The organism is Streptomyces sp. V4I8 (genome assembly GCF_041261225.1).
In the GTDB taxonomy this organism is placed as follows: Bacteria; Actinomycetota; Actinomycetes; order Streptomycetales; family Streptomycetaceae; genus Streptomyces.
In genome coordinates, this window is sequence record NZ_JBGCCN010000006.1 from 19,597 (window position 1) to 38,375 (window position 18,779).

18 protein-coding genes and 1 pseudogene are annotated in these 18,779 nt (G+C 68.5%); 14 read left to right on the top strand and 5 right to left on the bottom strand.

The features are described from left to right. Positions 1 to 478: 478 nt before the first annotated feature. From mobF to ABIE67_RS50800, 3 genes and pseudogenes are all read left to right on the top strand, one after another. Positions 479 to 5,023: a MobF family relaxase gene (gene mobF / locus ABIE67_RS50790; protein WP_370271256.1), complete on the top strand. Its 4,545-nt coding sequence runs from the start codon at positions 479 to 481 to the stop codon at positions 5,021 to 5,023. Between the two features lie 1,114 nt (positions 5,024 to 6,137). Beyond that, positions 6,138 to 6,982 (top strand): annotated as a pseudogene (locus tag ABIE67_RS50795) (IS5 family transposase). Between the two features lie 226 nt (positions 6,983 to 7,208). Then, positions 7,209 to 7,409, top strand: coding sequence for a hypothetical protein (locus ABIE67_RS50800; RefSeq protein ID WP_370270356.1), 201 nt, complete (start codon positions 7,209 to 7,211; stop codon positions 7,407 to 7,409). A 475-nt stretch (positions 7,410 to 7,884) separates the two neighbouring features. Here ABIE67_RS50800 and ABIE67_RS50805 read toward each other — a convergent pair whose 3' ends face one another. After that, the gene (locus tag ABIE67_RS50805) at positions 7,885 to 8,298 is read right to left on the bottom strand and encodes an STAS domain-containing protein (protein WP_370271257.1); all 414 of its coding nucleotides are present in this window, start codon (positions 8,296 to 8,298) and stop codon (positions 7,885 to 7,887) included. A 325-nt stretch (positions 8,299 to 8,623) separates the two neighbouring features. Between ABIE67_RS50805 and ABIE67_RS50810 the strand changes: the two genes are divergently transcribed. Further along, positions 8,624 to 9,181, top strand: a complete 558-nt coding sequence (locus tag ABIE67_RS50810; protein ID WP_370271258.1) for a hypothetical protein — start codon at positions 8,624 to 8,626, stop codon at positions 9,179 to 9,181. Positions 9,182 to 9,236: 55 nt separating this feature from the next. Here ABIE67_RS50810 and ABIE67_RS50815 read toward each other — a convergent pair whose 3' ends face one another. From ABIE67_RS50815 to ABIE67_RS50830, 4 genes are all read right to left on the bottom strand, one after another. Then, positions 9,237 to 9,875: a hypothetical protein gene (locus ABIE67_RS50815; RefSeq protein WP_370271259.1), complete on the bottom strand. Its 639-nt coding sequence runs from the start codon at positions 9,873 to 9,875 to the stop codon at positions 9,237 to 9,239. Continuing rightward, complete coding sequence (locus tag ABIE67_RS50820) at positions 9,872 to 11,842, bottom strand: type IV secretory system conjugative DNA transfer family protein (RefSeq protein WP_370271260.1); 1,971 nt, start codon at positions 11,840 to 11,842, stop codon at positions 9,872 to 9,874. The genes ABIE67_RS50815 and ABIE67_RS50820 overlap by 4 nt, the downstream gene beginning before the upstream one ends. A 128-nt stretch (positions 11,843 to 11,970) precedes the next feature. Further along, a complete protein-coding gene (locus ABIE67_RS50825) occupies positions 11,971 to 13,314 on the bottom strand; it encodes a DUF2637 domain-containing protein (RefSeq protein ID WP_370271261.1) in 1,344 nt (447 codons plus the stop codon). Positions 13,315 to 13,458: 144 nt separating this feature from the next. Beyond that, positions 13,459 to 13,644 (bottom strand): hypothetical protein, encoded by a 186-nt coding sequence (locus ABIE67_RS50830; protein WP_370271262.1) that lies wholly within the window; start codon positions 13,642 to 13,644, stop codon positions 13,459 to 13,461. A 251-nt stretch (positions 13,645 to 13,895) separates the two neighbouring features. Between ABIE67_RS50830 and ABIE67_RS50835 the strand changes: the two genes are divergently transcribed. The 10 genes from ABIE67_RS50835 to ABIE67_RS50880 all read left to right on the top strand — a co-directional run bounded on the left by ABIE67_RS50835 (position 13,896) and on the right by ABIE67_RS50880 (position 18,773). Then, entirely contained in the window at positions 13,896 to 14,192 is a 297-nt protein-coding gene (locus tag ABIE67_RS50835) for a hypothetical protein (protein WP_370271263.1), read from the top strand. Next, a complete protein-coding gene (locus ABIE67_RS50840; protein ID WP_370271264.1) occupies positions 14,189 to 14,320 on the top strand; it encodes a hypothetical protein in 132 nt (43 codons plus the stop codon). Before ABIE67_RS50835 ends, ABIE67_RS50840 begins: the two co-directional genes overlap by 4 nt. 174 nt (positions 14,321 to 14,494) lie before the next feature. Continuing rightward, on the top strand, positions 14,495 to 15,082 hold the full coding sequence (locus ABIE67_RS50845; RefSeq protein WP_370271265.1) for a GGDEF domain-containing protein: 588 nt from the start codon (positions 14,495 to 14,497) through the stop codon (positions 15,080 to 15,082). Continuing rightward, positions 15,079 to 15,351 carry a hypothetical protein gene (locus tag ABIE67_RS50850; RefSeq protein ID WP_370271266.1) on the top strand — a complete coding sequence of 91 codons (273 nt, stop codon included), beginning with the start codon at positions 15,079 to 15,081 and terminating at the stop codon, positions 15,349 to 15,351. The genes ABIE67_RS50845 and ABIE67_RS50850 overlap by 4 nt, the downstream gene beginning before the upstream one ends. Then, positions 15,351 to 15,509 carry a hypothetical protein gene (locus ABIE67_RS50855; protein ID WP_370271267.1) on the top strand — a complete coding sequence of 53 codons (159 nt, stop codon included), beginning with the start codon at positions 15,351 to 15,353 and terminating at the stop codon, positions 15,507 to 15,509. Before ABIE67_RS50850 ends, ABIE67_RS50855 begins: the two co-directional genes overlap by 1 nt. Beyond that, a complete protein-coding gene (locus ABIE67_RS50860) occupies positions 15,506 to 15,901 on the top strand; it encodes a DUF4326 domain-containing protein (protein WP_370271268.1) in 396 nt (131 codons plus the stop codon). The genes ABIE67_RS50855 and ABIE67_RS50860 overlap by 4 nt, the downstream gene beginning before the upstream one ends. Then, a complete protein-coding gene (locus ABIE67_RS50865) occupies positions 15,898 to 16,329 on the top strand; it encodes a hypothetical protein (RefSeq protein WP_370271269.1) in 432 nt (143 codons plus the stop codon). The genes ABIE67_RS50860 and ABIE67_RS50865 overlap by 4 nt, the downstream gene beginning before the upstream one ends. Beyond that, positions 16,326 to 17,039, top strand: coding sequence for a hypothetical protein (locus ABIE67_RS50870; protein WP_370271270.1), 714 nt, complete (start codon positions 16,326 to 16,328; stop codon positions 17,037 to 17,039). Before ABIE67_RS50865 ends, ABIE67_RS50870 begins: the two co-directional genes overlap by 4 nt. 107 nt (positions 17,040 to 17,146) lie before the next feature. After that, complete coding sequence (locus tag ABIE67_RS50875; RefSeq protein ID WP_370271271.1) at positions 17,147 to 17,788, top strand: plasmid partition protein; 642 nt, start codon at positions 17,147 to 17,149, stop codon at positions 17,786 to 17,788. After that, positions 17,781 to 18,773, top strand: a complete 993-nt coding sequence (locus ABIE67_RS50880; RefSeq protein ID WP_370271272.1) for a hypothetical protein — start codon at positions 17,781 to 17,783, stop codon at positions 18,771 to 18,773. The genes ABIE67_RS50875 and ABIE67_RS50880 overlap by 8 nt, the downstream gene beginning before the upstream one ends. Positions 18,774 to 18,779: the final 6 nt, after the last annotated feature.

The following is an 18,779-nucleotide window of genomic DNA, read 5'->3' on the forward strand; positions in this document are numbered from 1 at the left end:
CACGTTTCGGGGTCTGCCTCGCACCGCCGGAGGGCGCTTCCGCCGGTGACTCCGGTATCCCGAACCGGCCGCGCGGGCGCCGCCGGTTGCCAGGCACAGAGGAGCGTGTGCACGCTAGGTTCGAAGGCGTCCGGCCGACCCGGACCCGGCGGCGCATCCGTCGCCGAAAACCACTCTTGGTAACAGTCGAGGCCCGCCCCGCGCGTCCGGGTCGGGCCTCTGTCGTCTGTGGCGCAGCGTACCGGGCGACCATCGGCCGCCGTCAACTACCGCACCAGGATCTAGGGCTGATGTCTCCTCACGACCTTCTCCCGTCTCTGCTTGCTCTTCCTTCACGGCTTGCTCTAGTCGATCTCCTCTCCCATCTGCCAACTTGCCCTCTCCACCCCCTTCTTCTGCCCTGATCTTGAAAGCTAAGGTCCCTACTCTCTTCAACACACCTTTGCATTCTCATCCGATGGCCACCTACAGTGATCACATGACCGCCACCGTGAGCCCGGGTTCCGACCCGGGTTACCTGATCAATCAGGTGGGCAAGGGTGGCGAGCACTACTACCTGAAGAGCATCGAGCAGGCTGGAGAGCCTGCCGGTATCTGGCTCGGTGAGGGTGCAAACGATCTTGGTCTGACTGGTGAAGTCGACCACGACTTGATGAACGACATGTACTCGAAGTTCACGCACCCCGAGCTGCACGCGCAGGTCCGCGCGTCACTCTCCGCGATCACGACGGAGCCGGGGACGGACGAGTACAAGGCCGAGGTGGCAGCCATCTACGACGCCGCCCGGGTCGGTCGGAAGCCGTACGACTACACCAAGTCGACGGAGGAGAAGGTGGCCAAGGCTCTGGAGAAGTTGGGCCCGGACGCGACCCCCGAGCAGCGCACCGAGGCAGAGCTGAAGGTGCGCCAGAACGCGCCCACTAGCCGCTCGTACTACGACGTCACGTTCAGCGTGCCGAAGTCGTACAGCTTGCTGCACGCCGGATTCCAGATCGAGGCTCAGCGGCTCCGCGCGGCCGGCGACTTGGAGGGCGCGGCGGCCGCCGCGGCGAAGGCGGACCAGGTCTGGGAATGCGTGATGGAGGGTGTCCAGGCCGGGCTGGAGTTCCTGCAGGAAGAGGCCGGGTACGCCCGGGACGGACGCCACGGCGCGAAGGATGCCGAGGGTGCTCCGGTCGGCCGCCAGGTCGACGCGCACCGCTGGACGATCGCCAGCTTCCGCCAGCACACAAGCCGGGACAACGACCCGCAGATGCACGTGCACAACGCGATCTGGAACCGCGTGCAGGTCGACCAGGTGGACCCCGTGACCGGCGAAGTCCGCTCGAAGTGGCTGACCATCGACGGACAGGAGATCTACCGGCACACCAAGGCCGCCGGGCACATCTTCGAGAAGACCACGGACGAGGCCCTGTACCGCAAGCTGCAGCTCCGCACGGCGATGCGCCCGGACGGGATGGCCCGCGAGGTCTGCGGCATCAGCGAGGAGAAGCGGGACAAGTACTCCAGCCGCCGGCGGACCATCACCAAGGGCACCGCCGAGTTGGCCAAGGCGTACGAGGACCGCGAGGGGCGGCCGCCGTCCGCCCACGAGCTGGCCCGCATGGCGCAGTGGGTGAACCTGTCGGAGCGCAAGGGAAAGACCGCCGCCGTCCCCCGCGAGCAGCTGTTGGAGCAGTGGGAGACGGACATGGTCACCGACACCCGCGAGTCGCTGGCCGACATTCCAGCCGAGGTGGCCCGCGCGACCGCCGACCTGGAACGGCGCCAGGCCGACCTGGAATCGGGGCTGGAATTCGACCCGGCGAAGGTGGTGCGGGCCGCCGTCGAGAACGCCCAGGACCAGAAGGCGGCATGGCGCCGCGGGGACCTGATCGTGGAGATCACCAAGCAGCTTCCAGACTGCTTGGGTGGCCTGGAACGCGACCAGGTGCGCGCCCTCGTCAACGAGCTGGCCGACGCTGCGCTGCAGTCGGGCACGGACACCGAGGTGGTGAGGCTGACCGCCCGCAACCTCGTTCCGCTTCCCCAGGAGCTGTGCCGCGAGGACGGGCTGAGTGTCTACGCCCGCCACGGCGCCCGCCGGTACGCCACGAAGGACCACCTGGAGCGCGAGGGCCGGGTAATCGAGCAGGCCACAGAGCTGGGAGCGCCCGCCGTCGCCCGCGAGGCGATCGACGCGGCCGCCGCCGAGGCCGGGCTGAACGAGGGCCAGGAGAAGGCGTTCCGCTCCATCCTCGCGTCCGGCCGCCGCATGGAGGTCGTGGCCGCCCCCGCCGGTACTGGAAAGTCCCGCCTGGCGGGCGCGATCCACGACGTCTGGACGCAGGAATGCGGCCCCGTGATCGGCCTCACCGTCAGCCAGCGCGCGGCCCGCGTGCTGTCGGACGAGGGCGTGACGAACGCGCAGAACATCGCCAAATTCCTGGACACGAACCAGCGCCTGGAATCGGGCGCCCCAGTGGCCGAAGACGAGCGGGCCGCGTTCCAGCTGCAGCAGGGTCAGCTCATCCTCGTGGACGAGGCGTCCATGGCTGAGACGGGCCAGCTGGACGAGATCCGGCGCCTGGCCGCCCGCGCCGGCGCCAAGGTGCTGTACGTGGGTGACAACGCCCAGCTGGACAGCGTCGGTAGTGGCGGAGTGTTCTCCCAGCTGACCGAGGAGCTGCCCAACGTCCACCGCCTGGACGAGGTGATGCGCTTCAACTCCGAGTGGGAGAAGGAGGCGTCTCTGAAGCTCCGCAAGGGCGAGGTCGACGTGCTCGCGGACTACGAGGCCCGCGGCCGCCTCCGGGGCGGAACGCGGGACGAGATGGTGGAAGCGTCGTACCAGTCCTGGCTGGTCGACCACGTGGGCGGTAAGGACGCGGTGCTGATCGCCCCGACCAAGGAGCAGGCGGACGAACTGGCAGCCCGCGCGCGTGCGGACCTCGTACGACTCGGTCAGGTCGAGGCGGACGGCATCGAGCTGGACAAGCGCGGGCTAACTGTCGGCAAGGGCGACATGATCCAGCTCCGCAAGAACAACCGGCAGATGACCAGCGCTTCCGGCGAGCGGTTCGCCACGAACCGCGACGTGGTCAAGGTGCTGGGCATCTCCGAGGACGGCTCGGTCACCGCCGCGTACGACGACGGGGACACCGTGACCCTGCCGCCCGCGTACGTGCAGAGCCACGTCGATCTGGCGTATGCCGGCACCATCCATTCCACCCAGGGGCGGACCGTTGGAACGGCCCACAGCTACTGGGACGGGACCGGCAGCCGGGAAGCGTTCTACGTCGCGATGACCCGCGGCCGCGAGAAGAACGTGGCGTACATGTCCACGGACCAGCCGGGCGTGGAGCCGTGGGAGCGGCCGGAGCCCATGGCCCTGTTCAAGCAGACGCTGGAACATTCCAGCGTCGAGAAGTCGGCCAGGCAGGTGCAGCGCGAGGAACTGGAATGGTCCCAGAGTCTGGCGAAGCACACGTTCGAGCTGGAAGACCTCAGCGCCGAGCACGCAGAGAAGAAGTTCGGTCAGGTCCTCTACGAGAAGCTGGGCGAGCGGTTCGGCCAGGTCCGTGACTCCGAGGCGTACGGGTCCCTGATGCGTCTGGGACGGGCCGCCGACGCGGCCGGCCACGACGCCATGCAGCTGATGCAGGACATCACCCAGCGCACCCTGGACGATGCAAAAGACCTGGCCAAGGTCTTGCACTGGCGTGCGGAGCGCGAGCTGGAGGCCGCCGACCGGCGCCAGGTCCAGGCGGACGAGCGCCGGGTGCGCGAGGCCGTCGAGCAGCAGGAGACGGCCGTCACCGAGGCCATGACGACCGGTCAGTGGCACCAGGTCGAGGACCACATGCAGGCCCTGCAGGCGATGACCGAGGGTCTGCAGAGCCAGGTCGGAGTCCTGCATGGCCAGCAGGAGGGCCAGGAGCGCCACCGCATCGCAGAGGAGCACCGGGCGGCCGCCGAGGAGCGCGCCGACTGGCGGAACCGCGTTGCGGAGATCGAGGGCCCCAAGGGCGAGTACGCCCGGGGTGTCGCCGAAGTTGCCGAGGCCAAGCGCCTGGAACTGGGCCAGCAGTTGCTGGAACGGGCCGAAGCCGGGGAACTCCCCCAGTGGGCACAGCAGCTGGGCCCCGTGCCGGACGCCCCCGAGTGGCGGGAGCGCTGGATCGAGCGCGCGGGCAGCGTGGCCGCGTTCCGCGAGGCCCACGACCACGAGCACGACCGCGACCCGATCGGCCAGCGACCGGGCCGCGGTGCCGTCGACGTCCGCCAGGACTGGGACCGCGCCTACCGCGCGCTGGGCGAGCCGGAGGACCGGATCGAGCTGGTGGGCGCCACGGACGCGACACTGCGCCGCATGGTCGAGCGGTACGAGCGCGAAACCGAGTGGGCCCCGCCGCACGTGGCTGGCCAGCTGCGCGAGGTCTCGGAGTCCCTGGCCGACGTCGAGCGCGAAGCCATGCAGAAGTACATCGAGGCCCGCGAGGCAGAAATGGAAGACCCGGAGCGCGGGCAGGAGCTGCACGCAGCCGTCGACGGATACGACGCCCTGGCCGCGCAACTGTCCGAGGACCGTGAGGCCCTGGAAAAGGTCCACGAGGCTCGACAGGCATGGCACGGCCACACCGAGGACACGCGGGCCCAGGCGCAGGAGGCACAGCGACAGCTGGAACTCCGGGCGCCCGAGCCCGAGCTCGCGCCGGAGACGCTGGAACTGCAAGAGGACGTGCAGGAGCAGGAACAGCCGACGCTGGAACCGGAGCTGGAACAGCCGGAGACCAGCGAGCGCGACCGGCTGCGCGAAGCCCACGAGCGCGCACACGCAGACGGGCGGACCCTCACAGGCGAGGACCTGCAGCAGGCCGTCCGGACCGCCGCCAGGGCGACGGAGATCCTGGCCGACCGCGAGCAGACACAACAGATGGAGGAAGCCGAGCGCACCCGCCGGGACGAGCCCGTGGTGCAGCGGCCGGAGCCGCAGATCGAGGCCCCCACGGTCGAAGTCAGCGGGACCGAGGTCGAGATGTAGCCCACCGGGCACAGAGAAGGGGCGGACCGCCTGCTGGCGGTCCGCCCCTTCTCTGTGCTGCGATCCCGGGTCTGGTCGCCAATTGGCGACTGGTGGTCGGGCGCGGGTGAGAAGCTGTTTCACATCCTCTTTTCGCAGGTCACGGGCGCGTGAAGGATGGCGGTGATCCCGCTTGCCGTTCGGCTGGGCGTCGATGGTCGCCGTTCCGAACGGCAGCGGCAGCGCCCTGGTCTTCAGGCGGCTGCGAGGGGGACTGTCGGCGCCTCGGTCTGGCGGCGGGGTCGGGACAAGCGGCGGGACATGAGCGTGATGAACGCCCACTGAGTGGGCGTTTGATGGTGATTCACGCCGACCGTTTCAACATGTTTTGCCACATTTATCGCCAACGCGTGCGGCCTGAAACGCCTGGAAGTTACCGACAGACAGGAAGCTTCCAACCCGTTGTTAGACCAGACGGAATTCGGCGCTGAGGAGCGGATCAAACGGGCGACCGGATCGGCACCCGGGATGCCGTGAAGGCGCATGTAAGGCGCGAATCACCCCGAAGGGTGTTGGCCGCAGGAGCGACTTAGCGTCTCAATCCATCCCTAAACGCCCACTGAGTGGGCGTTTGATGGTGATTCACGCCGACCGTTTCAACATGTTTTGCCACATTTATCGCCAACGCGTGCGGCCTGAAACGCCTGGAAGTTACCGACAGACAGGAAGCTTCCAACCCGTTGTTAGACCAGACGGAATTCGGCGCTGAGGAGCGGATCAAACGGGCGACCGGATCGGCACCCGGGATGCCGTGAAGGCGCATGTAAGGCGCGAATCACCCCGAAGGGTGTTGGCCGCAGGAGCGACTTAGCGTCTCAATCCATCCCTAAACGCCCACTGAGAGGACGTTCGTGCTGCTGACGTGCGGGTTTGGTTGTTTTGTCGGCTGTCCGAGATCAGTCTAATTGCCACTCCTCGTACCGAATGCGCAGGGACGGCGCCCGCTACAGGTCGGGCGTGTTGTCACGTTCTGCACCAACAGCTCCTGTCCGGTTCAAATATGGGCGGTTCGCCTCCCTCAGTCACTCGGACGAGCGATATACGGGCTCCAACTCCCAGTCGTATCAGTGCTGTCATGACGACTCAGCCGCCTCGCAAGCCCTATCCGAGCGACCTGTCCGACGCCCGCTGGGCCCTGATGGAACCGACGCTCACCGCGTGGCGAGCCGAGCGGCAGAAGACCTCGCTCAACCTCGGCGGCAGGCTCGCCGACCTGCGCGAAGTCATGAACGCGATCCTCTACGTCAACCGCACCGGCATCCCCTGGCGCTACCTCCGCACGACTTCCCGCCCCACACCACCGTCTTCTCGCACTTCAGCGCCTGGACTACCGACGGCACGATCGAGAAACTCGGCGTCCGCTTGCACCGTCTGGTCCGCGAACAGGAGGGGCGCAAGGCCGAGCCGACCGCGTGCGTCATCGACGCGCAGAGCGTCAAAACCGCCCCGAGCGTGCCCACCAGCACACAGGGCACCGACGCCGGCAAGAAGATCGTAGGTCGCAAGCGCAGCATCGTCGTGGACACCCTCGGTCTGCTACTGCTGGTCGCGGTGACCGCGGCCGGGGTATCCGACAACGAGGCCGGCAAGCAGCTGCTCACCCAACTTGCCGCCACCCACCCCACCATCACCAAGGCATGGGTCGACACCGGCTACAAGACCCAGGCCATCGAGCACGGCGCCAATCTCGGCATCGACGTCGATGTCGTGCCCAGGAACACACAGACCAAAGGTTTCTCGGTGCTACCGCGATGCTGGGCGGTGGAGCGAAGTTTCGGGTGGATCATGATGCACCGCCGACTGGCCCGCGACTACGAGACCAAAACAGCGCACTCCGAGAGCATGATCCGCCTCGCAATGATCTCGAACCTGGCGAAACGAGCAACCGGCGAAAGCACCATAACCTGGCACAATCCATGAACTAACCCTCATTCAAGCGGGACGTCCTCTGAGCGCCTGTGTTTGATGCCGACATGACAGCTTGTCTGGTTGGTGTGCTGGCGAGCGGGTCTTCGTTATCCGCATGAATGGCTTCGTAGGTGACGAAATGACTCGACTTGGCTGGCGCCTGTTTTCGCCAGTGTCGTCAAGCGGCACGCCGGCGGGGCGAACAGGAGGACACTGGGCAGTGCGAGGAGGCAGTCTGATGGCAGCCGATGCCGCAAGGTACACGCCGTTCGGCGAGGCCCGGTGTCGGGCGGTTGAGGAGATCGTGGAGGCAGTCCGCAGTAGGAAGCACTGGCGGGCTGGTGTCTTGCTTGAGCAGTTCGTGGCGGGTGCCGATCTCACCGCGCTCGGCGCGATGCGGACAGCGTTGCGGGAATCCGACCCGGGCCGGGAGCCGTGAAGGACGCAAGCAGCCTGTAGTTGGGGATCACTGCTGGCAGTCGAAGTGGATGCCGGGGCTGCTGATGATGAAGTCGTGAACGGCCGCCGCCGGATGCGGGCGAGCACCGGCGGCGGCCGCGCGGTGCGAGAACGGCGCTGGCTCCCCTCACATCGCCGCCTCGCACTGACCGTCCTTCCCACCCTTCCCGGGGTGTGCGGGAGTTCATCCCGGGCTCGAACCGGGCTGGGGAGGACGAAGGGCTGGAGCTGCGTTGTCGGCGATGCGGCTCCAGCCGCTCACAGTGGTCGGATAGTCACTGCGACCCGGGGGCTGGGGGCCGAAGGCAAAGGACCGGTAGCCCGTCGTCGGCCGGAGTCGGCGAAACGGGCGACGGTGCTGCTGGCAAGCGTATGCGGGCCGGGGCGGTGCGGGCAGCATGCGATTCAGCCGATACCGGACTGAACTTCTGTATGCGCCGGGAACTGTTGGCGGGTCACTGTCCGCCCTCCAGGGCATCTTCCACGGTGGCAAGGAGCGCAAAGAGCGTGTGGAGTCCGGCGGCTTTGAGGATCCGCAGGTGCCAGGGCCGGACACAGACCAGGGTCAGCTGGCCGCCGCGTTCGAGGGCCCGACGTCGGGTCCGGCAGAGCAGGCCGAGGGTGGAGCAGTCGAGGAACTCCACCGGCCGCAGGTCCACGATCACGCGGACGCCCGACCGGGTGGTCGCGGCATCGGTATGCGCCTGAATCTCAGGGATGTTGCTCAGGTCGATGATTCCGTGGAACTCGACCACGGTGACACCGCGAAGAACGTAACTGCGCGCGTGCCGGCCCGGGACCGGCAGTTTCCCCGGCATCGGGTGATTCTGGCGCTGCCCCGAAAGCGCATTCGTCTCCTGGGTGCCCATGGCGGTTCCTGACGTGAGACCCCCGCTGGAGGGGAGGGGGGGGAGGCACTGATCTTGGGTGCGGGTGTGTGGGCGGTGGAGATGGTGGTGGGTCGCGGTGCGGCCCCCTCGTCAGACGGCACCCGAGGGCAGCACGCCGCCCGCCGGGAGTCCAGGACGCCTACGGCGCCGCAAGCGGTAAATCCTGGACACCCGTCGAACGGCGCGCTGGGCAGAGCCTGCCGCCCAACGAGGGAACCACCCCGCTCAGCCCGGAACCTTGGCGGCCGCCGAGGATGGGCGATCCTCTGGCACCGTGTCAGTACCCGCGGCTACCGTCGTAATCATGGCCAGCAACAGCGAGTCGCAGTGGCGCCCCCGGCAGCTGCACCCGTCCATCGCGGACGCCCTCCCCGTCCCGGAGAACCCGACGATTCTTCCCGGGGTGACTCCGTCCTGGCCTGGCCACGAATACGGGCCGACCCTAATTCCAGCTCCGGCCCCCAGCACACCCGGGCTTCCAGGAGGCGTCCGCCGGACCCGGGCAGAGCTGGCAGCGCTCCGGGACGACGCCGCACGGCAGTTCCACGTCGGCGAACACGCGCGCGTGCAGCTGGACGAGGACGACGAGTACCGCGTACGGCGCCCGGCGGCCGCCGCCCAGGGAGTGTGGGCCGTCGCCGCCTGGCTGTTGGGAGAGCTGCAGAACGCTCCGATCAGCGGAGAGACCTACGAGTACCCGTACACGAAGCGGGAGGTGGGCAAGGAGAGCGTGCACGCCCGCGACTGCATCGAGGGCAACGACTGGCCCGACCTTGACCGCGACTACGCCGCAGGCGTCGACTACACCGTCGGGTGGGCGTTCTGGCCCGACCAGGAACGGCCCGTGCCGGCGGCCGCCTGACGTACGCACGCGAAGAGGCCCGGACCGATGGTCCGGGCCTCTGTCGTTGTCGTGTTCAGCTGGGCAGTTCGCCCGTCTTCAGCAGGTGCATGTGCTGGAGAAGATCCTGGGGAGGGTCGGTCCGCTTGTTCTCCAGCGGGTTCTTGTGCCCCGCGTACGGGTCGTTCGGCTCCGGGTGGAGGTTGCAGTTCGCCAGGATGAACTTCCCCTGGCGTACGGCATCCGGCAGCCACCGGCCCAGCCACTCAGCGGTCCGCAGCGGGGTCGACTCCGGATCGCTGAACGCCCAGTGCCAGGAGCCCATGAGGCTCGTCAGGGACTCCACCATGTCCGGGTGCAGGTGCCAGCACGACACCGCCCACTGGTCGTAACCCAGCATTTCCTGGAACGAGCGCGGGTACCGCACTCGGAAGGTGCCCATCGTCCAGTCCAGCAGGATCTCCCAGGCGTGTGCCTGTTGCTGGGGGTTCATGGCCAGCCAGTTCCAGACCGCGACCTTCGGAGCGTCCGGCTTCTCCGTCAGCTTCTTCACGGTCAGGGCCAGGTCAGCCACGGCGTCCGGGAGGTTGAAGCCCTCCAGGGATTCCAGCCGCTCGTTGACGCCGTCCAGCCGTTCGTTCAGATCCCGGGTTCGCTGCCACACGGCCACCACGTCGCGAGGCGGATCGACAGGCCCACGGCTCCGCTCGCTCATCCGGTGTACCTCCACCGCTCGCCCTCAGCTGCCGGGGAGTCCGACTGTCCGGGGACGACCGGGGACGCCGGCGGGGCGTCTGTCTCTGCGGGCTGGCTCGGGAACACAGGTGTTGTGGCGGGCATCTGGGGAGGCAGGACCGGGCCGGTGACCTGCACGCCCTTCTTCTTCAGCTTGATCTCTTCCTTCTCCCGGGCCTTTGCCTGTTTGGCCAGGGCCTTGACGTCCGGCCGCTCCCACACCGGGACGAAGCGGTATCGGATCGGCGGAAGATGCCGGTAGAAGATGAGGCCCGTACCCTCCCGCATCTGCCGGATAGCTTCCGGTGGCATCACCCGGACCCGCCGCACGCTGACACTCCTGGACGTCTTGTCCTCGTCCGAGGTTGATGAGGAGGCGATCTCCTCGTCTCGCTCCCCGCACAGCTGTGACAGTTCGTCCAGGTCTTCGGGCAGTGACAGACCGCCCAGGACCACCCTGGTCGCGTTGTTCATGATGGTTTGCGCTCCGTTCCGGCCCCACCTCTCGCGCAGCTGGGACGGGGACTGTACGGAGATCAGCATCTGAATGTTTCGGCCGCCCGCGTCCGCCGACCACAGGTGCAGTGGGAGCGGGCAGATCACGGCCGCCTCGTCCAGGACCATCCGCAGGTACGGGTCCAGGCGCCCGCCCGGAGAGTTGTCCGCCAGGAGGTAGGCCGCATCGTAGATCTCGCCCACCAGGGCCGAGAACAGCGGGCTGACCGAGCCGTACCGCATGTCCCGGCCCATCACGTACAGGGTCCCCCGCGAGCGCAGGAAGTCCTGCACATCGAACTTCTGCTCACCGGGGCGGGGGCTGACGATCTCGACAACCTCGGGGTGCGAGAGGAATTGGAAAGACCTGACGAGGGTCAGGTACACGCTGTCCCGGGTCTTCTCCGGCGCCCTCAACATCTGGTCGAGCAGCTGCGCCCAGCCCGCCGGCACACGGTCGTGGTGCGCCTGCAGGATCTCCAGCGGCTCCCGGTCGGTCGGGTTGGTCACCCAGCTCCGCACCGTCATGAGGTCACCGCCCTTGAGAGCGGCCGCCATCAAGTAGGAGGACAACACGGTGAAGCTGTGGCCCTCCCAGAAGGACGCGTTCTCCATGTCCTCCCCGGAGGCCGAGGCCGACAGGATGTAGCCCGCGCGCCGGATCGCCGCCGAGGCTTCCTCGCAGCCCTCTACGAGGTTCCAGCGTAGTGTGTTGGGCACACCGCTGACCCCAGCGTTGAAGACCCAGATGGGGCGGTTGTGCTCGCGCCTCAGTTCGTGGGTGTGTCCGTACAGGTCGCCACGGGTTGAGGTGACGATGCAGCTGCCGACCGCGTCGATCACCGCGTTGCCCAGCTGGGCACTCTTGCCCGAGCGCGGCGGGGCGTACATCAGCACCAGGTCCTCGCACGCGATGAACAGGCCCCGCTTGTAGAGGAGATCTGTCCCCAGGTGCAGACCGAGGTCGTGGGCCCTGATCGAGCGGCTCTTGAGCCCAGCCAGAGACGGACGCAGAACCTGAGCCCGGTTCCTCAATCCGGGCTCGGACAGCCATTTCCTCAGTTCCCTGGGGGTGGCGAACCCGACTCGCTCCGAAGGGTTCACCAACCCGGACGCGCTCAAGTCAACCTTGCGCTTCAGGGCAACGAGTCCCAGGCCCGAGGCGACTGCTGCAGTGCCGATGAAACCCGGCAGACCACCCAGCGGCCAGTTCAAGGCCACCGAGTTGACGAGGTCGAGGAGCGACGGACCGCCGCTCTCGGCAGCCGCCGCCGACACCGCCACGACGGGCAGACCCGCCGCCGCGTACGAAGTGCCCGTAGCCCCTCGGGGCTTGCCCGCGATGAGGCCGGCGGGCTTGTGAGCCGCGAGGAGGCGGTGCGCCCAGCGCGGTTCCAGACTGCCGGGAAGCTCTGTGACGTGGGGGGCCTTAGTCTCTTCCTTGCGTGACACGAGGTTTCCTCTCTTGTCGCGAAGTCCCCGGGGTCCGGCGGTACCAGCGCCTTCCCGGGGGCGCCTAATTGGTCCGGTGACCTCACGATCACCGTACGTTCCAGGACTGACACTCAGCCCAGGCTTTCTCAGCGGTGCTTGCGGATGATCTCGCCCAAGTACTTCCGGGCGGTCCCCGGCGTGAATCCAGTGCCCTCGTGCAGGAGTTCGCCGAGCTTGACCGCCGACAACTTCCGCTCCTCGGGCGACAGCTGCAGGTAGCGGTGCTCCAGCAGCTCAAGGCCTGTCAGCCCCTCCGGCTCCGGGACGGTCTCCACCTCGTCCTCGTCCGTCGGGAGCACCAGCTCCGTGGCCTGGCCCGGCACGAAGGGACCGCCTTGGCCGTCGCCAAATGGCGACTGGCCCAGTGCCTCGTCCGTGAGCGGGTCCACGCCCCACTCCGGATCGTCGATCCGGGCCTGAACCACGCGCGGCCGCCCCTCGCCCCGGGCCGCCACCGGCACCGGAGCACCCGCCGGGGGGCCCGCGCCGTACGGGTCGTATCCGCCGCGGTAGTCCACTTCCAGCTCAGGCCCGTACGCCTCGTACGGTTCAGGAACGGGCTGCAGCTCCGGCTCAGGGTGGCCGGCCGCCTCGTCCACCGTGGTGGTGGCCACGTCCTCGTCCTGGCCGCCATGCTCGGTCTGGTCGACGTCGACCAGCACCGGCTCCAGCTCCCGTGCGGACAGGTCCGCGGGCAGTTCCTCGCGGACGTCGTCGCCGTCGAGGCGTTCCAGTTCGGCCGTGGGCAGCGTGATGTTAGCGGCCGCCAGCCCCGCAGACGCCGTCTCTTCGAGCGGTACTCCGTATCGGGCCAGACGCAGCGGCATCAGCGCCTCCACCGGAGCCTTGCGGCGCCAGGCACGTCCGAACCTCTGACGCAGACGCGCCTGATACACGAGCCGTTCCTGTTCCCGCTTGATCACCTCGTCATACGAGCGCAGCTCCCACAGCTTCATGCGACGCCACAGAAGGAACGTTGGGCCAGGCGAGAGCAGCCAGCGCGTGAGGCGGACTCCCTCCATGTGCTTGTCGGCGGTGATGTCCGCGATCCGGCCGACAGCATGCCGGGCCGCCTCCACCGCGACGACAAACAGGATCGGAATCACCGCGTGCATGCCGACGCCGAGAGGGTCAGGCCAGGCAGCCGCGCCGTTGAAGGCGATCGTGGCGGCCGTCAGTATCCACGCCGTCTGGCGGAGCAGCGGGAACGGAATCCGGATCCAGGTCAGCAGCAGGTCCAGGGCCAGCAGCACGACAATCCCCGCGTCGATGCCGATCGGGAACGCGTACGAGAAGTCCCCGAACCCCTTCTTCTCCGCGAGTTCGCGCACCGACGCGTACGAACCGGCGAAGCCGATACCGGCGATGATCACAGCTCCCGTGGTAACGACGCCGATCAGCACCTTGTGAACCCGGGTCAGCTTGGGCACTGCCTTGTTCTCTTCCTGAGCAGTTGCAGCTTCGGGGGGATCAGCGGCCCTACCCTGGTGGTGACGCATGTGAGTCTCCGATCTTCCAGCGTCTGAGCCTCGGCGGTGCTTCCTCACTGCCGGGGCTCGCCTCATTCCGGGGCCTCAGCCGCCGCGCTTCGACAGGTACTCGTCGATCGCAGCGTCGAGGAGGTCTTGCAGGTTCTCGTCGTGCGCCGCGGCGTACAGCCGCAGCCGCTTGCGGACGGAGGCCCGCACGCGTCCCGAGATGAGCACGCGTTCGCCGTCCGCAGCCTCGCCGCCGGCCTTCTGGTCCCGCTGTTGGGGCACTGGGCCACTCCTCATGGGTCGTTCCAACGTCTGGAGCACCCTAGAACTCCCTTCTCTCGTTTGCTCGATCACGACCGTACATCAAACAACCTAGAAAGTCAGCAATGTATGTTGTTGACAAGTTAGGTGGAGGGGAGGTTAATGGAAGTGCGAGAGGGCCGGGGTTCCAGCCCCGACCCTCTCCACCCGGACGAGCGTTCCAGCGCTCCCCGGGCCCGAGAAACCCCTGATTCGAGAGACGAGGGATCTCTGTGAGTAAGTCTGTCATCTCCATCTCCGCCGCCAGCACCCCCTTGGCGACCGTCAGCCTTCCCACCGTCAACGGCGGCCGCCTCGTCGCCGTGGGTAAGTGGGGACCGGCGTTCGAGCAGCCGAAGCCCGCGTGCGGGGACTGCAGTGACTTCCAGCAGGTCACGGTCCGTCGCGGCAACCTTCTGGTCTCCGTCACCTGCCAGTGCGTCAGCACGGGCGAGGGCGACGACCTCCCGGCGCGTATCCCCACCGGCTCCCCGAAGCCCCGCCGGCTGCTTATGGGGGCCAGCGCATGAGTGAGCAGGAGAAGGCGGCCGACGAGGCCGCAGCAGCAGCCCAGCGCGCGGAACAGCAGCGCCAGCAGGCAGAGGCCGAACTGCGCCGCCACGGTCAGGCCGTGAGCGGGATCGGGGGCGCTCGATGAGCGACACCCGCCCGCCCCTGCCGACCCGTCCGGCGCCGCACGAGCGCGACGGACGCCAGCCGCAGCCGCAGCCCGCGAGGCCGCACCCCGCCCGATAGGGCCCCCGGTGGGTCAGTCGCCAATTGGCGACTGACCCACCCTCCCCCTGCTCGCCTTTGCTGGAGAGGCACACCCATGTCTTTGATCGAACCCTTCGCGGCCGCAGCCCCGTTAGTGGCGGGCTGGACGACCCACGGCCTGCTCTTCCGCCGCCGTCTGGCCGCCGCCCGGCGCTGCCCGCTGACCCAACTTCTCACCCGGGACGGGTGGGAGAAGGCTGCCCTGCGCCGCACCCTGCGGGGTAACGCCGCCGTTGCCGTCATCGACCTGGACGGCTTCAAGACCGTCAACGACACGTTCGGCCACCCGGCCGGTGACGCCGTGCTGAAGGCCACCGGGCACCGACTCCACCTGTGGGCGGGCGCCTCCGACGGCACCGCCGGCCGTCTCGGAGGCGACGAATTCGCCCTGGTGATGCACGCCGACGACTTCCATGCCGGTATCGAGCAGCTGCACGAGTTGCTGACCGCCCCTGCGGACTGGCAGGGCCAGCAGCTGGAAGTCGGCGCCTCCATCGGCGCCGTGCCCACGGACGGACTCACCCTGTCCGAGGCCCTGTCACAGGCCGACGAGGCCATGTACCGGGCCAAGGGCAGCGGCGGCCGCCGTGGGCCCCGCCGCCACCAGGTCGCTGTCGAGGCCAGCCCGGAGGTGGCCCGGTGAGCATCGCCCGCGAACGCCTCATCGCCCTGGCCGCCCTCATCTTCTCCGTGCTGGTCATGGCCACCTCGGTGGAGATCGGGCGCAACGGCATCGCCGCCGCCCTGTCCGGTCTGACGGCGTACGGCACCGTCACGGTGCTCGGAGCCCTTGCCCTGTCCGTGGGATTCCGGAAGGTCTGGAAGGCCAGCCGAGCCATGCTGACCGTCGCCGTGGTCATCGCCCTTGTCCTGTTCGGCATGGGGAAGTCCCTGTGGGAGGTGATCGTCTGATGCGCGCCCTGACGATCCTCCAGCCCTGGGCGGCTGCCATCGCCTACGCGGACAAACGCGTGGAGAACAGGGTGTGGCCCACCCCGCCCGTGGCCGAGGTCATCGTGTCCGCGCTGGTCGAGGCGGTCACCGGCGAGCCCCTGGAGGTGGCGTGGTGACCAGCCGCCAAGGCCTCCAGATGAAGGGGGGCGTGCAGCTGCCCATGTTCGCCGTCGAGGTCGAGCCGGAGCCCGCCACCACCGTGGTGGACATGCACGGCCACCGTGACGACCCGGAGTTCACGGACGTGGTGTACGTGGGCCGCCGAATGACCCAAGGCGGATGGAACCTGCAGGCCCACCCACTAGCCAACCCGTACCGAGTCGGTGAGCAGGGCACGGCCGCCGAGGCGGTCGAGCGGTACGGCGCCTGGCTGGACGAGAACCCGGAGCTGGTGGCCCGCGAGCTGTCGAAGCTGCGCGGGAAGCGGCTCGGTTGCTGGTGTGCCGAGGGCCAGCCGTGCCACGCCCGGGTCCTGGCTGCCCGCGCTGACCAGGAGGTGCAGGCGTGAGCAGGACGGACGAGTTCAACCCCTGGCAGTGGGACCGAGAGCAGGCCCGCAAAGGGCAGGCCCGCTTGACGATCGAGCGGTACGGCCACGAGGTGACGTTGGACCACCAGGGCGTGTCCATCGACGGGCAGCGGATCGTCCGGGATGACCCTTCCAAGGGTGAGCACGGGTTCCAGATCACCCCGTCGGGGACCGTCATCTACCGCGACCAGGAGGTTGCCGAGATCGGACCCTCCCCGGAGGGCACCGCCGACCCGGGCGAGGTCGCGGTGTGGGGCGAGAACGGGCCCCCGGAGCGCCGAGGGCGGGAGAAGGCCGCGCGGCAGCGCGAGGAGGACGAGCGCCAGCAGCGGGACGCCCGGTACCGCGGCAGCGACCAGCAGCACCAGCAGGAACTCACCCGAGACGGACAGGAGATGACGCTGTGACCGAGCAGCAGAGCCCCGCGCCGTTCGATCCGGCGCTCTACCTGATCGAGCAGGCCCACCGGAAGCAGGTCCCGCCCACGTTCCGCCCGGCACTGCAGCTCCCGCCCCGGCAGTCCGCCGGCCGCTGGCTGTGGGAACACTTCGGGCGCGTGGCGCCGGGCCTGGCGACCACCGCCATGTCCGCGCTGGCCTGGAGCTGGAACGGGCAGATCCCGGACGGCTCCACCCGCCCGCTGTGGATCACGGGCACGCTGGCCGCGCTCGCCGGGTGCGCCGGATGCATCGCCGCAGCCAAACAGCACGGTGACAACGAGACCGTGCGAGTGTCGTTCTCGGCGGCCGCCGTACTGGCCGTGTCCGGGGTGACCGCCTGGACGCCGGACTGGCAGCTGGCCGCCCTGCTCTGGGCCGGAGCGACCGCCGCGGTGTACGCGGTGTGCGCCCCGCTGTGGCGAACGGACCGGCGCGAGTCCCGCGCCCAGGCCCACGAGCTGGCCATGGAAGAGACCAAGGGTGTCAACGAGGCCCGGGTGAAGGCAATCGAGGTTTCCGGCGCTGTGGCGACCGCTCAGTGGGAGTACCAGCAGGAGAGGGCGAAGGTAGACGCGATCGTGGCGGCCGCCAACGCCCGGCAGGAACGGGCGATCGAGCCGGGCCAGGAACTGGACGTACAGGCCCTGCTGAAGGCGGCTCGCGCCGAGCTGAACTGATCGCAGCAAAATCAAGGGCCCCCGCGCCGCGGGGGCCCTTCTGCGTTGCCCGGCATGGCAGCATCATGCGGGCCAGCGCCAGCACCCAGGGAGAGAGAAGCCGTACCGTGCTCATCGCCAACATCAGCCCACGCAGCATGGGCAAGACCACGGACACGGGCATGATGGCCCATGCCCTTCACGAGGCCGACTACGTGGTCAGGGCTTGGGACGCCGACGAATCCCAGCACCTCAGCCAGTGGTCGGACGCCGCCGGCGGCTTCCCCTTCCCCGTCGACAGGAACGCCACCGCCACCTTCGCAACCGACGTGACCCCGCTCAAAGACGGCATCGACATCGTGGACGTCGGCCACACCGAGAACCACCCCCACATCGCAGACAGCGTGCTGAAGATCGCCGACCTGGCCATCGTGCACATGGAACCGTCCATGGCCGACTGGCAGCGGGTCACCGAGCCCCGCACCTCCACGCCCGTCGCTGAGATCGTCGCCCGCAGCGCGTACACGCGCGCCGACCGCAAGGCGCCGCCTGTGTGGGTTCTTCTCAACCGAGTGCGGACCGGCGTCCGCTCAGCACAGGAGATCCGCGGCATGCTGCGTGACGCCGGATGGAACGTGTTCACCGTGATGATCCCGAACCTCGATGAACTCAAGCAGGCAACGGCATTCAGCGTGGAGCGCGCCTCACGGGGCCCCTTCGGCGAGCTGGTCACGGAGATGGAGGCAAAGGGGCTGATCAAGCGTGCCTAAGCGCAAAGACCTGCGTGCGGGTGCCGCAGCCACGACCGCCACTCGCACCCCTGCAGCGAGCGCGCCGGCCGCGTCGGCCGCCAGCCCGGGGACCGACCTGGCCACCACACCGTCAGCCAATGGGCTTCGGCTGCGCGACCAGCCGTTCACCCTCACGCACTGGGGCGCCACCCTGCCTGAGCGAGACGTGACGGCCGAGGAGGCAAACGGACCGCTCAGCGCCGAGGAGCAGAAGGAGCTGGCCGAGTGCCACCGCGCCATCGACAACGCCCGCTCAGCCCAGTGGATGCTTGGCCGCGCGCTGGAGATCGTGCGCCGTCGCCGCCTCTACCGCGGCGACGGAACCCGCACGTGGCCTCAGTACCTCGCAGCCGAGCACGACGGCATGACCGAGCGGGACGCGCGCCGTCTGCAGGAGGAATGGCGGCTGGCCAAGGCCGTCCAGGACGCCCTGGGCAAGCCCGCTCCGGCATCCCACGTACGCGCGATGCTCGACTACGCCGCCAGCACCTCCGACAAACAGGCCGCCAGTGACTACGCGCTGCTGAGGTCAGCATTCGAGTCCGGGCAGGTCCGTCTGGCCGCGCACCAGATCACGGCCCGAGTCACAAAGGCCCTTGAATCGGCGGCCGCCGAGCCGGACCCCGAATACCGCCGCGAGGTGGTCGCGGTCCGCTGGCGCGAGATCCATGCACCGCAACCCTCGATCCCCGCGCCCACGAAAGCCCCCGACAACGCACAGACGCCCCCACAGGCAAAGGCAGGGCCCGACCCCCTCGTAGAGGCCGCTGGCGCGGCAGAGCAGGCCCTGGAACGGCTGAACAAGGCATTGATGGCCGACGGCGCCACGTTGCGACGCACGGCAGTCGACGCCGAGCACCTGCAGGGCCGCATCCGCAAGGTCGGACGCATCCTGGCGAAGGTCACGGTTCCAGCCGACGACGTCATCGACGCGGAAGTCATCGAGGACCAACCCCGTGGTTGAGCGGAA

Excerpts from the sequence above, each read along its gene's own strand:
- ABIE67_RS50800 (WP_370270356.1), top strand. The coding sequence starts at position 7,209 with ATGGCAGCCGATGCCGCAAGGTACACGCCGTTCGGCGAGGCCCGGTGT.
- ABIE67_RS50840 (WP_370271264.1), top strand. The coding sequence starts at position 14,189 with ATGAGTGAGCAGGAGAAGGCGGCCGACGAGGCCGCAGCAGCAGCCCAG.
- ABIE67_RS50855 (WP_370271267.1), top strand. The coding sequence starts at position 15,351 with ATGCGCGCCCTGACGATCCTCCAGCCCTGGGCGGCTGCCATCGCCTAC.
- ABIE67_RS50845 (WP_370271265.1), top strand. The coding sequence starts at position 14,495 with ATGTCTTTGATCGAACCCTTCGCGGCCGCAGCCCCGTTAGTGGCGGGC.
- ABIE67_RS50810 (WP_370271258.1), top strand. The coding sequence starts at position 8,624 with ATGGCCAGCAACAGCGAGTCGCAGTGGCGCCCCCGGCAGCTGCACCCG.
- ABIE67_RS50815 (WP_370271259.1), bottom strand. The coding sequence starts at position 9,875 with ATGAGCGAGCGGAGCCGTGGGCCTGTCGATCCGCCTCGCGACGTGGTG.
- mobF (WP_370271256.1), top strand. The coding sequence starts at position 479 with ATGACCGCCACCGTGAGCCCGGGTTCCGACCCGGGTTACCTGATCAAT.
- ABIE67_RS50805 (WP_370271257.1), bottom strand. The coding sequence starts at position 8,298 with ATGGGCACCCAGGAGACGAATGCGCTTTCGGGGCAGCGCCAGAATCAC.